Raw genomic sequence first — 13,887 nt, forward strand, 5'->3', positions numbered from 1 at the left:
GGGTCGACAGGCCCAAGAGAGGAAGATTGCGTGGACGACATCGACCGTGCGCTCGTCCTGCGCCTGCAGCAGGACGCCGGCCAGTCGTACGCCGCTCTCGGCACGGCCGTCGGGCTCTCGGCCGGGGCCACTCACGAGCGCGTACGCAAACTGCGGGAGCGCGGGGTGATCCGGCGGACCACCATCGACGTCGACCCGGCGGCCGTGGGCAGTGGGGTGCTCGCCTATGTGATGGTCGACTCCAACGCCTGGATGGGTGAGTCCGGCGCCGACTTCGCCGCGATCCCCGAGATCCAGGAGGCGCACATCATCGCGGGCAGTTCCTCCGTGCTGGTCAAGGTGCGCACGGCCTCGACCGAGCAGCTGCAGGACGTCCTGCGCCGCCTCTACGCCATCGAGGGAGTCAGCGGCACGCACGCCACGGTCGTGCTGGACACCTTCTTCGAACGGCCGCTCCCGCTGTGACCTGGTGGTGCACCGGGATCCGGTGGAAGGACGGCCGGCCGGCCATCGGGTGGTACGGAGAGGGGCGCGGCGAGCGGACGAGCGTGCCGGCGTACGGGCAGGAGCTGGCCTTCGCCGCGATCGGGGAGCGGCACTGCCTCGGTGTGTGGCGGGCGGGGAGGCGGACACCCTGTCCGACCGCGGCCCTCGTGCCCGGCCGTGCCGGGAACGCGCAGTGCCCCGAATGCGCCCGCCTCGACAGGTCGTTCTCCGTGGCGGCCGACACCAACGCCGCCGACCCGCGCACCTACCGGGTCTACCTGGCCTGGTTCGGGCCCGGCATGGTCAAGGTCGGGATCACCGCCGAGGAGCGCGGCTCCGCCCGGCTGCTGGAGCAGGGCGCGGTGGCCTGGACCTGGCTGGGACGCGGTCCGTTGATGGCGACCCGGCGCACCGAGGAGCTGCTGAGGGCGGCGCTCGGGGTACCGGACCGGATCGCGTACGCCCGTAAGCGCGCTGTACGGGCCCAGCTGCCGCCGGGACCGGACCGGGCCCGGGAGGTGGCCGAGCTGCACGCGCGGGCGGCGGCGCTGTCCGGGTGGCCGGAGTCGCTGGAGCGGGTGGGGTGCGAAGTCGTCGACCATGCCCGGGCGTTCGGGCTGGACGGGTTGCCGGCCGCCGCGCGGGTGCTCACCGAGATGGTTCCCGGCGGGGCCGTCGTGGGGCGGCTGGTGGGCGCGGCCGGTCCCGATCTGCACCTCGGGGACGGGCTCGTCGTGGACACCCGGCTGCTGGCCGGGTGGGAGCTCACCGCGCCGGGGGACGGGGCGGTGACATCGGTCCCGGTGGCGGAGATCCCGTCGGCCGCCGGCGCGCCCGCCGAGCAGGACGGGCTGTTCTGAGGCGTACCGCCCGTCCCGGCCCGCCCCGGTCAGACGTGGTCGGCCAAGGTCAAAACTTGGATCCCTTTGGCCTTCCGGCGCTGTTTGCGGTGGACACGCCGGGGCGGTCCGCGGAGGGTGGAGGGCATGAGCATTCAGCCGGTACCGGCCTTCGAACCGCCTTATGTCATGGCCGTTTTCAGCAATGTCCGGACCGACGACGACAGCGGATATCCCGAGACCCTCTCCCGCATGGAGGAGATGGTCGCGACGAATCCCGGATACCTCGGGTACGAGTCCGCCCGCACCCCCGGTGGTCTCGGCATCACCGTCGCCTACTTCCGCGACCACGAGTCCCTCACCGCGTGGCGGGAGGACCTGGAGCACCGGGCGGCCATCAAGCAGGGCCGCGCCGACTGGTACGAGAGCTACACCCTGCACGTCGCGACGGTCGAGCGGAGCCACGGCTTTGTCCGCAACGGCTGAGGCGGTCCGCGCCTTCCGGGAGCGCCTCGGGCTGCCCGGACTGGTCGACGTCCACACGCACTTCATGCCGGAACGGGTCCTGGACAAGGTCTGGGAGTACTTCGACGCGGTCGGCCCGCTGACCGGCGTCGAGTGGCCCATCACCTACCGGCACGAGGAGGAACAGCGGGTCGCGCTGCTACGGGAGTTCGGGGTCCGTGCCTTCACGGCCATGCTCTACCCGCACAAGCCGGAGATGGCTGCCTGGCTCAACGCCTGGTCCGCCGATTTCGCCGCCCGCACCCCCGACTGCCTGCACACCGCGACCTTCTTCCCGGAGGAGGACGCAGCGGCGTACGTCCGCCGGGCCGTCGACTCCGGGGCCCGGATCTTCAAGGCACACCTCCAGGTCGGCGGCTACGACCCCAACGACGACCGGCTGGATCCGGTGTGGGGGCTGCTCGCCGAGGCCGGCATCCCGACCGTGATCCACTGTGGGTCGGGTCCCGTGCCGGCCAAGTACACCGGACCCGAGCCGGTCGGCCGGCTGCTGGCCCGCCACCCGCGGCTGCCGCTGGTGATCGCCCACATGGGCATGCCCGAGTACGCCGACTTCCTGGACCTCGCCGACAGGTACCCCGAGGTGCGCCTGGACACCACCATGGCCTTCACCGACTTCTCCGAGCGGATCAGCGCCTTCCCGCTCGGTGACCTGGGCCGGCTCGCCGATCTCGGCGACCGGATCCTGCTCGGCACCGACTTCCCGAACATTCCCTACCCCTATGAGCACCAGCTGGCGGCCCTCGAACGGCTCGGCCTCGGCGACGACTGGCTCCGGGCGGTCTGCCACGACAACGGCGCCCGGCTGTTCCGGCTCGACGCCTGAGGCACCGTTCCGTTTCTCAGGAAATTCACAGGCTGGGACAAGAACGCTCTCAGAGGTCCCGGACAGCGTGGTCGGTATGACTGCGACGACCACCTCCCACGCGTCCACGTCCACCAGCAACCACGCGGCCCTCGTACGGCCCGACGGCGGGCCCTGCCGGGTGCTCGTCGTCGACGACGAGGCCTCGCTCTCCGAGCTGCTGTCCATGGCCCTGCGGTACGAGGGCTGCGAGGTCCGCAGCGCCGGCGACGGTGCCGGTGCGGTGCGGGCGGCGCGGGAGTTCCGGCCGGACGTGGTGGTCCTCGACATCATGCTTCCCGACATGGACGGTCTCGCGGTCCTCGGGCGGCTGCGCCGGGAGATCCCCCAGGTCCCCGTCCTGTTCCTGACCGCCCGGGACTCCGTGGAGGACCGGATCGCCGGCCTCACGGCGGGCGGCGACGACTACGTCACCAAGCCCTTCAGCCTGGAGGAGGTCGTGGCCCGGCTGCGCGGCCTGGTCCGGCGCTCGGGCGCGGCGCAGGCGGCACGCGGCGGCTCGGTCCTGGCCGTCGGCGACCTGCGGCTCGACGAGGACAGCCACGAGGTGGTGCGGGGCGGCCGGGAGATCCACCTGACCGCCACCGAGTTCGAGCTGCTGCGCTACCTCATGCGCAACCCGCGTCGGGTGCTGAGCAAGGCGCAGATCCTGGACCGGGTGTGGTCGTACGACTTCGGCGGCCAGGCCAATGTGGTCGAGCTGTACATCTCCTACCTGCGCAGGAAACTGGAGAGCGGCCCCGGCCTGGCTCCGATGATCCACACCCGGCGCGGCGCCGGATACCTGATCAAGCCGGCCGAGTAGTGCGCTTCCGCTTCCCTTCCCGCGGGAGGCGGCGGCCGGGTGCCCGCCGGCCCTGGTCGCTGCGGACCCGGCTCGTCGTCTCGGCCGTGGCGCTGATCGCCGTCGTGGGCGCGGCCATCGGGACCGTCACCACCCTCGCCCTGCGCTCTTACCTGGTCAATCAGCTCGACGAGCAGCTGATCACCTCCGTCGGGATGGCCGTCCGGATGCCCGCGGGGAAGCCGGCCCGGCAGAGCAGCACCGGCTTCGTCACGGCCCCCGGCAGCCCGCTGAACGCTACCGGGGTACGTCTGGACCCCGCCGGCACGGTGCTCGGGTCCGCCCGCAACGTCCGCGTCGAGGGCGTGCCCGACGAGGCGCCGGTCCTCACCGAGGCCCAGAGCAGGGTCCTCGCCGCGACCGCCCGGAAGGCCGCACAGGCCGCACAGGGCGGGCAGAGCGGGCAGGGCGGGCAGGGCGCGCGCGCCGGGTCCGGGCCGGTGGACACCGACCTTCCGGGCCTGGGTTCCTACCGGGTACTGGCCGCGCCCGACGGGAGCCTCGCCCTCGCCTTCCCGCTGCGCGAGGTCGACTCCATCGTGCGCACCCTGGTCGGGGTGGAGGTCTGCGTCACCCTGGCCGGGCTGATCGCGGCCTCCCTCGCCGGGCAGGCCCTGGTCGGGGTCGCGCTGCGCCCGCTGCGCCGGGTGGCCGCCACCGCCACCCGGGTCTCCGAGCTTCCCCTGCACAAGGGCGAGCCCGCCCTCCACGAGCGGGTCCCCGACGCCGAGGCCGACCCGCGGACCGAAGTGGGCCAGGTCGGTGCGGCCATCAACCGGATGCTGGGCCACGTTTCCTCCGCCCTCACGGCCCGCCAGCAGAGCGAGATGCGGGTCCGGCAGTTCGTCGCCGACGCCAGCCACGAGCTGCGCACCCCGCTGGCCTCCATCCGCGGGTACGCCGAACTGACCCGCCGGGGGCGGGAGGAGCCCGGCCCCGACACCCGGCACGCCCTGGGTCGGATCGAATCCGAGGCCACCCGGATGACCGGCCTCGTCGAGGACCTGCTGCTGCTGGCCCGGCTCGACGCGGGCCGCCCGCTCTCCACCGCCGACGCCGAAACCGACCTGGCCCCGCTCGTCGTCGACGCCGTCAGCGACGCCCGCGCCGCAGGACCAGGGCACCACTGGCGCCTGAACCTGCCCGAGGAGCCCGCGACCGTACGGGCCGACCCGGCCCGGATCCAGCAGGTCCTGGTGAACCTGCTGGCCAACGCGCGCACGCACACCCCGCCCGGCACCACCGTCATCGCCGATGTTTCACGTGAAACATCGGCCATCCGGCTGTGCATCGAGGACGACGGGCCCGGCATTCCGCCGGAGCTGCTCCCCCACGTCTTCGAGCGCTTCGCCCGCGGTGACGCCTCCCGCTCCCGCACGGCCGGCTCCACCGGACTCGGGCTCGCCATCGTCCAGGCCGTGGTCGCGGCGCACGGCGGGCGGGTCGGCGTACAGAGCGAGCCCGGGCGGACCCGCTTCGAGGTCGTACTGCCGCTCGCCCGGCCCGCGGGCACGGCGGAGCCGGACTCACAGACGGGGCACAGGCTCACCACACAGCGGTGACAGGCCGCTCCACGAGGGTCGGAGCATGCCAACCGACACCTCTCCCGGGGCCCTTCCGGCACGGGCGCCCCTCGCGCTCGTGCCGGGTGAGCCCGTCCTCGACGTGGTGATCCCGGTCTTCAACGAGGAGAAGGACCTCGGCCCGTGCGTCCGCCGGCTGCACGAGCACCTCACCAGGACCTTCCCCTACCCCTTCCGGATCACGGTCGCGGACAACGCGAGCACCGACCGCACCCCCGAGGTCGCGGCCGGACTCGCCGCCGCACTGGACGGCGTACGCAGCACCCGGCTGGAGGAGAAGGGCCGGGGCAGGGCGCTGCGCACCGTGTGGTCCGACTCCGAAGCCCCCGTCCTCGCCTACATGGACGTGGACCTCTCCACGGACCTGAACGCCCTGCTGCCGCTGGTCGCACCGCTGATCTCCGGTCATTCCGACCTGGCCATCGGCACCCGGCTGGCCCGATCCTCACGGGTGGTGCGGGGAGCCAAGCGGGAGTTCGTCTCCCGGGCCTACAACCTTCTGCTGCGGTCCTCGCTCGCCGCCCGGTTCAGTGATGCCCAGTGCGGGTTCAAGGCCATCCGGCGCGAGGTCGCCGAGCGGCTGCTGCCGCTGGTGGAGGACACGGGCTGGTTCTTCGACACCGAACTGCTCGTCCTCGCCGAGCGGGCCGGGCTGCGGATCCACGAGGTGCCGGTGGACTGGGTCGACGACCCCGACTCCACCGTCCACATCGTCAGGACCGCCACCGAGGACCTGAAGGGGGTCTGGCGCGTGGGCCGGGCGCTGGCCGTCGGAGCTCTCCCGCTCGACCGGCTCGCCCGCCCCTTCGGCGACGATCCGCGCGACCGCACCGCGCTGCCCGGGGTGGACGGCGGCCTGGCCCGCCAGCTCCTCGGCTTCTGCGCCGTCGGAGCCCTGTCCACCCTGCTCTACCTGCTCCTCTACTCCGCCTTCCGCGGCGGGACCGGCCCGCAGACGGCCAACGGCGCCGCCCTGCTGCTCTCCGCCGTCGCCAACACCGCGGCCAACCGCCGGCTCACCTTCGGTGTCCGCGGCCGGGACCGGGCCGTGCGCCACCAGGCCCAGGGGCTGGTGGTGTTCGGCATCGGGCTGGCCCTGACGAGCGGCTCCCTGGCGGCGCTCGGAGCGGCCACCGCCGATCCCGCGCACGGCACCGAACTGGCCGTCCTGATCACTGCCAACCTCGCCGCCACCGTGCTGCGGTTCCTGCTCTTCCGCGCCTGGGTCTTCCCCGACCGGCGCGACACTCCTGCGAAGGACGACATTCGATGACCACCGCGGCAACTCCGCTCTTCCCGGTCCCCGAGACCCGGGCCCGTACCGGCCGGCGCGCCGTCGAACGGCCCCGCTGGGAACGGCCCGCCCTCGCCGGACTGCTGATCGCCACCGCCGCCCTGCTGCTGTGGGACCTGGGCTCCTCCGGTTACGCCAACTCCTTCTACTCCGCCGCCGCGCAGGCGGGCAGCGAGAGCTGGAAGGCCTTCTTCTTCGGCTCCTCCGACGCCGGGAACTCCATCACCGTCGACAAGCCCCCGGCCGCCCTGTGGCCGATGATGCTGTCGGTCCGGCTGTTCGGGCTCGGCTCCTGGCAGATCCTCGTCCCGCAGGCCCTGATGGGCGTCGGCACGACGGCCGTGCTGTACGCCGCCGTACGCCGCCAGTTCGGGCCCGGTGCGGCGCTGCTGAGCGGGGCGGCCTTCGCGCTCACGCCCGTCGCCGCGCTGATGTTCCGGTTCAACAACCCCGACGCCCTGCTGACGCTGCTGCTGACCGTCACCGTGTACTGCGTGCTGCGGGCCCTCGACGGAGCCCGCACCCAGTGGCTGGTCTGGGCCGGTGTCGCCGTCGGCTTCGCCTTCCTCACCAAGACCCTGCAGGCCTTCGTCATCCTGCCGCCGCTCGCGCTGCTGTACGCGGTCTGCGCGCCGACCCGGCTGCGCAGGCGCCTGGGCCAGCTGCTGCTGGCCGGGCTCGCGATGGTGGCGGCCGGCGGCTGGTGGGTGGCGATCGTTGAGCTGTGGCCCGCGTCCTCGCGCCCGTACATCGGCGGCTCGCAGAACAACTCCTTCCTGGAACTGACCCTCGGCTACAACGGCCTGGGCCGGATCAACGGCAACGAGACCGGCAGCGTCGGAGGCGGCACCCGGACCGGCGCGGCCGCGGCCTACGGCCTGCCCGAGGGCGGTATGGGCGGACCGGGCGGCAGGGCCGGGGGAGGCGGCTGGGGGGAGACCGGCTTCGACCGGCTGTTCTCGGGCAACATCGGCGGACAGATCTCCTGGCTGCTCCCCGCGGCCCTGGTGCTGCTGGTGGCCGGGCTGGTGGTGACCTGGCGGGCCCGCCGGGCCACCGACTCGCTGGACGGCATGGCCCGGGCGGCCTTCCTGGCCTGGGGCGGCTCGCTGCTGATCACCGCGATCGTCTTCAGCTACATGCAGGGCATCTTCCACGAGTACTACACCGTGGCCCTGGCGCCGTTCGTGGCCGCGCTGATCGGCATGGGCGTCGCCGTCCTGTGGGAGGAGCGGGGCAGCGCGGCCGCCGCGATCACCCTCTCCGGCACGCTGGCCCTCACGGCCGTCTGGTCGTACGTGCTGCTGGGCCGCGCCACCGGCTATCTGCCGTGGCTGCGCTGGGCGGTGCTGGTGGGCGGGCTGCTCGCCGCGGCCGCACTGCCGTTCGCCGCGCGGGCGGGCCGCCGGATGCTGCCGGCCGTGGCGGCGCTGGGAGTGGCGGCGTCCTTGGCCGGGCCGCTGGCGTACTGCCTGACCACGGTGAGCACCGGGCACACCGGTTCCATCGTGACCGCCGGACCGGCGGTGGCGGGCGGCCGGGGCGGCCCCGGCGGCATGATGGGCGGCTTCCGGGGCGTTGCCGGCGAGGTGCCGCGGGGCGGGCCGGGAGGCGGCCAGGGTGCCCAGGGCGGGCAGCCGGGCACGGGCGGGCCCGGCGGCGGCCAGCCGGGTGCCGGTCAGCCGGGTGCCGCGCTGCCGGGCGGCGGGCTGCCGCAGGGCGGTATGCCGCCGGGCCAGGGCACCGCGGGCGGACGCGACGGCGGACGTGGCGGCGCCCGCACGGGCGGCGGGCCGGGCGGTGCGGGCGGTCTGCTGAACGGGGCGCAGGTCGGCGCGGAGGCCAAGGCGGCCCTCACCACCGACGCCGACGAGTACACGTGGGCGGCGGCCGCCATCGGCTCGCAGAACGCGGCCAGTTACCAGCTGGCCTCGGGCGCGCCCGTCATGGCGATCGGCGGCTTCAACGGCAGCGACCCCTCGCCGACCCTGGAGCAGTTCAAGGCGTACGTGCGGGAAGGGAAGATCCACTGGTTCATCGGCCAGGGCGGCACCACCGGCGGACCGGGCACCACCGGCGGGCCCGGCGGCGCCACCGAGGGCGGCGCGCGGATGGGCGGCGGGCCGGGCGGCGGCACCAGCAGCGAGATCGAGAGCTGGGTCAAGGCCGGCTTCAAGGAGACCACGGTCGGCGGGGCCACCTTCTACGACCTGACCGCCCCGACGTCATGACCCGGTCGGATCCGGTCCGATCGGGTCTCATCCGGCTCGATCGACAGGACACCCCCTAGCATCAAGAGGGCGGACCGGGCATTCCGGGCTGATCCACCTGTCGTGAGGAGGGTGCCTCCATGGTGACCGCGGCCGATCCGGGCGAGACCCGGACCAGTGTGTGGCTGACCGCCAGGCCCGCCGCCCCCGCCAGACGCCGCACCGAGGCACCCTCCGGGCTCGACCGGGAGCGGATCACCGCCGCGACCGTACGGCTGCTCGACGCCGACGGGCTGGCCCGCTTCTCGATGCGGCGGCTCGCCGCCGGGCTCGGGGTCACCGCGATGTCCCTGTACTGGTACGTGGACACCAAGCACGATCTGCTCGAACTCGCCCTGGACCGTGCCCTGGGCGAGTTCAGGCCGCCGGCCGCGCCGCCGGGGGCCGGCGAGGCGGGCTGGCCGGCCCGGTTGCAGACGCTGGCCCGGGGCTACCGGCGGGTGCTGGCGGACCATCCGTGGGTGGCTCCGCTCACCGCCGCCTATCCGAACATCGGCCCGCACGCACGGGCCTTCGACGCCGCCCTCCAGCGACTGCTGGACGCCACCGGCCTGGCGGACGCCGCCCGGACCGGTGCCCACCTGGCCGTGTCGCAGTTCCTGCAGGGCTGCGGGGGCGCGGTCCGGCGGGCGCCCGAGGCCGACTTCTGCCTCGCGCTCGACGTCCTGATCGCGGGCATCGAGGCCAAGGCAGGGCCTGAGGCCAAGGCTCGGACCGGGGCCAAGGCCACGGCCTGAGACCAGGGCCCAGGCCGCGGCTCAGGGCCCTGACACCGTCAGTGCCCTGACACAGCCAGGGCCCTGACACCGCTCAGGCCTTGACGGCGGTCCCGGTGGTCTCGGCGACGGCCGCCGGCTCGGACGAAGCCGCCGACGGGGAGTGGGCCGCCGGCTTCGACTTCAGCGCGACCTCCTTGATGAACACCACCAGCACCAGGCCGAGGAGCGCGAACGGGGCGGCGTAGAGGAAGACGTCGCCGACGCCGTGCCCGTACGCGGACTCGATGACCTCGCGGATGGGCGCGGGCAGCTTGTCGAGGTCGGGGATCCCGCCCCCGGCGGTGCCGCCCCGGCCCGCGGCCGCGGCCTTCGGCCCGAGTGCGGCCAGACCGTCCTGGACGTAGTGCGTGACCCGGTTGGCCATGACCGCGCCGAGCGCGGAGACGCCCATGGCGCCGCCGAGCGAGCGGAAGAAGGTGACGACCGAGCTGGCCGCGCCCAGGTCCTCGGGGGCCACCTGGTTCTGGGTGGCGAGGACCAGGTTCTGCATCATCATGCCGAGACCGAGGCCGGTCAGCGCCATGTAGATCGCGATGTGCCAGTACGGGGTGTCGTACCGCAGGGTGCCCAGCAGGCCCAGACCGACGGTCAGCAGCACGCCGCCGGAGACGAGCCAGGCCTTCCACTTGCCGGTCTTGGTGATCACCTGACCGGAAAGGGTGGAGGAGACGAAGAGGCCGGCGATCATCGGAATCGTGAGGATTCCGGACATCGTGGGGGACTCACCGCGGGCCAACTGGAAGAACTGGCTGAAAAACACGGTCCCCGAGAACATCGCGATGCCCACGAACAGGGAGGCCGCCGACGCCAGGGTGATCGTCTTGTTGCGGAAGAGCCGCAGCGGGATGATCGGGTCGCTCGCGCGGGACTCGACGAGGACGAAGAGCAGGCCGAGCAGCACCGCGCCGCCCGTCATGGTCCAGGTCTGCCAGGAGATCCACTCGTAGGAGTCGCCGGCCTGCGTGACCCAGATCAGCAGCAGCGAGACGGCCCCGCTGATCAGGAAGGCGCCCAGCCAGTCGACCTTGACGTCACGGCGGACGACCGGGAGGTGCAGGGTCCGCTGGAGCACGATCAGGGCGATGATCGCGAAGGGCACGCCGACGTAGAAGCACCAGCGCCAGCCCAGCCACTCGGTGTCGGTGATGACACCGCCCAGCAGCGGGCCGCCGACGGTGGCGACGGCGAAGACCGCGCCGAGGTAGCCGCTGTACCGGCCGCGCTCGCGCGGGGAGATCATCGCGGCCATGACGATCTGGGCGAGGGCCGACAGACCGCCGACGCCTATGCCCTGGACCACGCGGCAGGCGATGAGCGTGCCGGTGTTCTGGGACAGGCCCGCGACCACGGAGCCGAGGACGTAGATCACGAGGGAGATCTGGACCAGCAGCTTCTTGCTGAAGAGGTCGGACAGCTTGCCCCACAGCGGGGTGGCCGCCGTCATCGACAGCAGGGCCGCCGTGACCACCCAGGTGTACGAGGACTGGGTGCCGCCGAGGTCGCTGATGATCTGGGGCAGGGCGTTGGAGACGATCGTGGAGGACAGGATCGCCACGAACATGCCGAGCATCAGCCCGGACAGCGCCTTCATGATCTGCGGGTGGGTCATGGTCACGGCCGCGGAAGCGGATGCCCCCGCGGCCGTGGCCTTGGGTGTGTTGTCGGTCGTCGTCTCCGACTGGGCCATGTCTTTCCTTACGTCTAGAAGCTCGATCGGAGTCGGGCCAGCAGGGTGTTGAGTACGTCGATGTCCTGGGCGGACCAGCCGTGCAGGGCTCTTTCCAGCGCGGCCGTGTGACGGGCGCCGAGCTCGGCGAGCAGCGCCCGGCCGGTCGGCGTGAGCCGCAGGATCCGGCAGCGTCCGTCGCCGGGGTCGGTCTCGCGCTCGATCCAGCCGCGGTCGGCGACGTGCGTGACGTGCCGGCTGGTCACCGAGATGTCCACCGCCATGAACTCGGCCAGCCGGCTCAGCCGCATCTCCCCGTGCCGGTCGAGCACGGTGAGGACGGCGGCTGCGCCGGGCGGACAGTCCGGGGGCAGGCTGCGGGCGAGCTCGCGCTTGACCGCACCGATCCCGGTGAGCTGGCGGGCCAGCTCACCGTGCGGAGTGAGCGGAGTGACCGAAGTGGTCGGGGCGGTCGCAGTCGTCCGCGCGGTCATCGTCACCGGGTCCCCCCATCTTGTTGCTTCAGGCAACCATAGAAGCGAATGGTTGCTACAGGCAAACGAATCTGGGGGGTGGGGCGGTAAAAGAATCGGAAAACCGGCTAGGGTCCTGCTCCATGGCTGAGAACCACAACTCACAGGTCCCCGAGGGCAACTACGACCCCGCGGGCAGCACGCAGATGTTCCGGGCGTTCGTCGAGGAGGCCGCCCCGGCCCGCCAGGCGGCACCGGGCTCCCGCCAGCAGCGCCGCGCCGCGGAGCAGGAGCGGTCCGGGTCCTCGGGCTCGACCGCGAAGGTGGCCCTGATCATCGGGCTCGTCCTCATCCTCGGCGCGGCTGCCTGGGTGGTCCTGCACTGACGGCTCCGGCGGCCTCCGGCGGGAGCCGGGTCCGCCGGCCTCAGTTCCAGGTGGCGGTGACGTTCCGGGTGTCCACGTGCATGCCCAGCGGCACCCGCCAGGCCTCCACGCACACCGTGTAGGTCTGCGTCTTCGACGCTCCGCCCGCGAGGGGCGCCGGCAGCGGCTGGGTCGTGGTGATCGTGGCCCAGTCGATGCCGAGCGCGCCGATGATGTGCGTCGCGAAGCTGACCGTGCCCGCACGGGCCGCCGTCGTGCCGGTGTTCGTGAAGGTCACCGTGACCCGCTCGCACCAGCGGTCGGCCGCGGCCGACCTGGTCGGCGTGGACAGCGTCAGCTTCGCCGGGGTCGCGGGCGGGGCCGGGGGCGTGCTGCCGGGCTTGGTGGACGGGCCGCCCGGGCTCGTGGGCGGGGTCGACGGGGTGCCCGGAGCGTTCGGCGTGCCCGCCGCCGGTGGGGTCCGCCCGGGGCCGGCCGGGGCGCCGGGAGTGCCCGCGGGGCCGCCGGAGGCGGTGGTCGCGGCTCCGCCCGGGGTGGAGCCGCCCGGGAGCCCGGATCCCGGAGTCCGGTCCGACGTGCCGGAGGGCATGCCGGACGACGTACCGGAGGACGCGGCGGATCCGCCCGCCTCGGACGGGCCGCCGAGCTGCTGGAACTCCACGTCTCCCCGCGGCGCCACGTTGTCCCCCGCGCCCCGTTCGGGGCCCGGGGCCGCGGCGCCCACGGCGACGTAGCCGTCCCGCGCCGGGCCGCCGCAGCCGGTGAGGCCAGCGACGGCCGTGCAGCACAGGGCGAGGAGGGCGGTGGCCGCTCGCGATCCCTTTCGCATCGCGCCAGTTTTCCTGACGGATCGTCAATTGGGAAGCGGGCGGCGCCCGGTCACTCTCCGATGAGGCCTGCGCGCAGCTGTGCGAGGGTGCGGGTGAGCAGCCGGGAGACGTGCATCTGGGAGATGCCGACCTCCTCGCCGATCTGCGACTGCGTCATGTTCGCGAAGAAGCGCAGCATGATGATCTGCCGTTCCCGGGGCGGGAGTTTGGCGAGCAGCGGCTTCAGGGACTCGCGGTACTCGACGCCTTCGAGCGCGGTGTCCTCGTAACCGAGGCGGTCCGCGAGCGAGCCCTCGCCGCCCTCGTCCTCCGGGGAGGGCGAGTCGAGCGAGGAGGCGGTGTAGGCGTTGCCGACGGCGAGACCGTCGACCACGTCCTCCTCCGAGACCCCGAGCACGGCGGCGAGCTCCGGCACGGTCGGCGAGCGGTCCAGCTTCTGGGCGAGCTCGTCGCTGGCCTTGGTCAGCGCCAGGCGCAGCTCCTGGAGCCGCCGCGGGACGCGGACGGACCAGGAGGTGTCCCTAAAGAATCGTTTGATCTCGCCCACGACGGTCGGCATCGCGAACGTCGGGAACTCCACGCCGCGTTCGCAGTCGAACCGGTCGATCGCCTTGATCAGGCCGATGGTGCCGACCTGGACGATGTCTTCCATCGGCTCGTTGCGGCTGCGGAAGCGGGCCGCGGCGTACCGCACAAGGGGCAGGTTCAGCTCGATCAGGGTGTCGCGTACGTACGCCCGGTCGGGGCTGTCCGCGTCCAGGGCGGCGAGTCGCTGGAAGAGGGAGCGGGAGAGGGTGCGGGTGTCGATGGCTTCCGAGCGGTCGGACGCTGCCGGCGGCGTCACGCTCTTGACGAGTGTGAGCACCTTGGAGCTGCCCTGGTCTACGGACATGCCACCCCCTTGAGGTCGCGGACGGTCGCGTACGGCGCGCCCGTCGGAGGAACGCAGCCTCCACCTGAATACCGGAGGCGGGGCTGCGGCAAACGCGGTTCAAGCAGAATGTCACATGTCGGCAACACGCTGTAGCGCCAAGTCGACATATATCT

The 13,887-nt window shown here is 72.9% G+C and carries 14 protein-coding genes; 10 read left to right on the forward strand and 4 right to left on the reverse strand.

What is annotated here, in order from left to right:
- The first annotated feature begins 30 nt into the window (after positions 1 to 30).
- The 9 genes from AB0D29_RS22245 to AB0D29_RS22285 all read left to right on the forward strand — a co-directional run bounded on the left by AB0D29_RS22245 (position 31) and on the right by AB0D29_RS22285 (position 9,443).
- On the forward strand, positions 31 to 465 hold the full coding sequence (locus tag AB0D29_RS22245; protein WP_351287821.1) for an Lrp/AsnC family transcriptional regulator: 435 nt from the start codon (positions 31 to 33) through the stop codon (positions 463 to 465).
- Positions 462 to 1,346 (forward strand): DUF2797 domain-containing protein, encoded by an 885-nt coding sequence (locus AB0D29_RS22250; RefSeq protein ID WP_362856488.1) that lies wholly within the window; start codon positions 462 to 464, stop codon positions 1,344 to 1,346. Before AB0D29_RS22245 ends, AB0D29_RS22250 begins: the two co-directional genes overlap by 4 nt.
- Before the next feature lie 126 nt (positions 1,347 to 1,472).
- Positions 1,473 to 1,811: an antibiotic biosynthesis monooxygenase gene (locus tag AB0D29_RS22255; protein ID WP_362856490.1), complete on the forward strand. Its 339-nt coding sequence runs from the start codon at positions 1,473 to 1,475 to the stop codon at positions 1,809 to 1,811.
- Entirely contained in the window at positions 1,795 to 2,676 is an 882-nt protein-coding gene (locus AB0D29_RS22260; RefSeq protein WP_362856491.1) for an amidohydrolase family protein, read from the forward strand. The genes AB0D29_RS22255 and AB0D29_RS22260 overlap by 17 nt, the downstream gene beginning before the upstream one ends.
- Positions 2,677 to 2,752: 76 nt before the next feature.
- On the forward strand, positions 2,753 to 3,520 hold the full coding sequence (locus AB0D29_RS22265) for a response regulator transcription factor (protein WP_362856493.1): 768 nt from the start codon (positions 2,753 to 2,755) through the stop codon (positions 3,518 to 3,520).
- Between the two features lie 86 nt (positions 3,521 to 3,606).
- Entirely contained in the window at positions 3,607 to 5,121 is a 1,515-nt protein-coding gene (locus tag AB0D29_RS22270; RefSeq protein WP_362856495.1) for a HAMP domain-containing sensor histidine kinase, read from the forward strand.
- Positions 5,122 to 5,146: 25 nt separating this feature from the next.
- Positions 5,147 to 6,415 (forward strand): bifunctional glycosyltransferase family 2/GtrA family protein, encoded by a 1,269-nt coding sequence (locus tag AB0D29_RS22275; RefSeq protein WP_362856496.1) that lies wholly within the window; start codon positions 5,147 to 5,149, stop codon positions 6,413 to 6,415.
- Positions 6,412 to 8,667, forward strand: a complete 2,256-nt coding sequence (locus AB0D29_RS22280) for a glycosyltransferase family 39 protein (protein ID WP_362856497.1) — start codon at positions 6,412 to 6,414, stop codon at positions 8,665 to 8,667. Before AB0D29_RS22275 ends, AB0D29_RS22280 begins: the two co-directional genes overlap by 4 nt.
- Positions 8,668 to 8,786: 119 nt before the next feature.
- Positions 8,787 to 9,443: a TetR/AcrR family transcriptional regulator gene (locus AB0D29_RS22285; protein ID WP_362856499.1), complete on the forward strand. Its 657-nt coding sequence runs from the start codon at positions 8,787 to 8,789 to the stop codon at positions 9,441 to 9,443.
- 73 nt (positions 9,444 to 9,516) lie between these two features.
- On the opposite strand, the gene AB0D29_RS22290 is transcribed toward AB0D29_RS22285, so the two are convergent.
- Together AB0D29_RS22290 and AB0D29_RS22295 are read right to left on the reverse strand one after the other, a co-directional pair.
- Positions 9,517 to 11,094 (reverse strand): MDR family MFS transporter, encoded by a 1,578-nt coding sequence (locus tag AB0D29_RS22290; RefSeq protein ID WP_362856585.1) that lies wholly within the window; start codon positions 11,092 to 11,094, stop codon positions 9,517 to 9,519.
- Positions 11,095 to 11,186: 92 nt separating this feature from the next.
- Positions 11,187 to 11,645, reverse strand: coding sequence for a MarR family transcriptional regulator (locus tag AB0D29_RS22295; RefSeq protein ID WP_362856587.1), 459 nt, complete (start codon positions 11,643 to 11,645; stop codon positions 11,187 to 11,189).
- A 122-nt stretch (positions 11,646 to 11,767) separates the two neighbouring features.
- Here AB0D29_RS22295 and AB0D29_RS22300 point away from each other — a divergent pair, with 122 nt between their 5' ends.
- Positions 11,768 to 12,010, forward strand: a complete 243-nt coding sequence (locus AB0D29_RS22300) for a hypothetical protein (RefSeq protein ID WP_362856500.1) — start codon at positions 11,768 to 11,770, stop codon at positions 12,008 to 12,010.
- 40 nt (positions 12,011 to 12,050) lie between these two features.
- Here the strand turns inward: AB0D29_RS22300 and AB0D29_RS22305 are convergent, their stop codons facing one another.
- Positions 12,051 to 12,839, reverse strand: a complete 789-nt coding sequence (locus AB0D29_RS22305; protein ID WP_362856502.1) for a hypothetical protein — start codon at positions 12,837 to 12,839, stop codon at positions 12,051 to 12,053.
- A gap of 50 nt (positions 12,840 to 12,889) precedes the next feature.
- The gene (locus AB0D29_RS22310) at positions 12,890 to 13,732 is read right to left on the reverse strand and encodes an RNA polymerase sigma factor SigF (protein ID WP_362856503.1); all 843 of its coding nucleotides are present in this window, start codon (positions 13,730 to 13,732) and stop codon (positions 12,890 to 12,892) included.
- Positions 13,733 to 13,887 lie beyond the last annotated feature (155 nt).

The sequence above is a fragment of the Streptomyces sp. NPDC048424 genome, from assembly GCF_040651555.1.
In the GTDB taxonomy this organism is placed as follows: Bacteria; Actinomycetota; Actinomycetes; order Streptomycetales; family Streptomycetaceae; genus Streptomyces.

Bases quoted from the DNA above. Each gene is read 5' to 3' on its own strand.
- AB0D29_RS22310 (WP_362856503.1), bottom strand. From the start codon at position 13,732: ATGTCCGTAGACCAGGGCAGCTCCAAGGTGCTCACACTCGTCAAGAGC.
- AB0D29_RS22285 (WP_362856499.1), top strand. From the start codon at position 8,787: ATGGTGACCGCGGCCGATCCGGGCGAGACCCGGACCAGTGTGTGGCTG.
- AB0D29_RS22300 (WP_362856500.1), top strand. From the start codon at position 11,768: ATGGCTGAGAACCACAACTCACAGGTCCCCGAGGGCAACTACGACCCC.
- AB0D29_RS22280 (WP_362856497.1), top strand. From the start codon at position 6,412: ATGACCACCGCGGCAACTCCGCTCTTCCCGGTCCCCGAGACCCGGGCC.
- AB0D29_RS22265 (WP_362856493.1), top strand. From the start codon at position 2,753: ATGACTGCGACGACCACCTCCCACGCGTCCACGTCCACCAGCAACCAC.
- AB0D29_RS22255 (WP_362856490.1), top strand. From the start codon at position 1,473: ATGAGCATTCAGCCGGTACCGGCCTTCGAACCGCCTTATGTCATGGCC.
- AB0D29_RS22290 (WP_362856585.1), bottom strand. From the start codon at position 11,094: ATGACCCACCCGCAGATCATGAAGGCGCTGTCCGGGCTGATGCTCGGC.
- AB0D29_RS22275 (WP_362856496.1), top strand. From the start codon at position 5,147: ATGCCAACCGACACCTCTCCCGGGGCCCTTCCGGCACGGGCGCCCCTC.
- AB0D29_RS22295 (WP_362856587.1), bottom strand. From the start codon at position 11,645: ATGACCGCGCGGACGACTGCGACCGCCCCGACCACTTCGGTCACTCCG.
- AB0D29_RS22305 (WP_362856502.1), bottom strand. From the start codon at position 12,839: ATGCGAAAGGGATCGCGAGCGGCCACCGCCCTCCTCGCCCTGTGCTGC.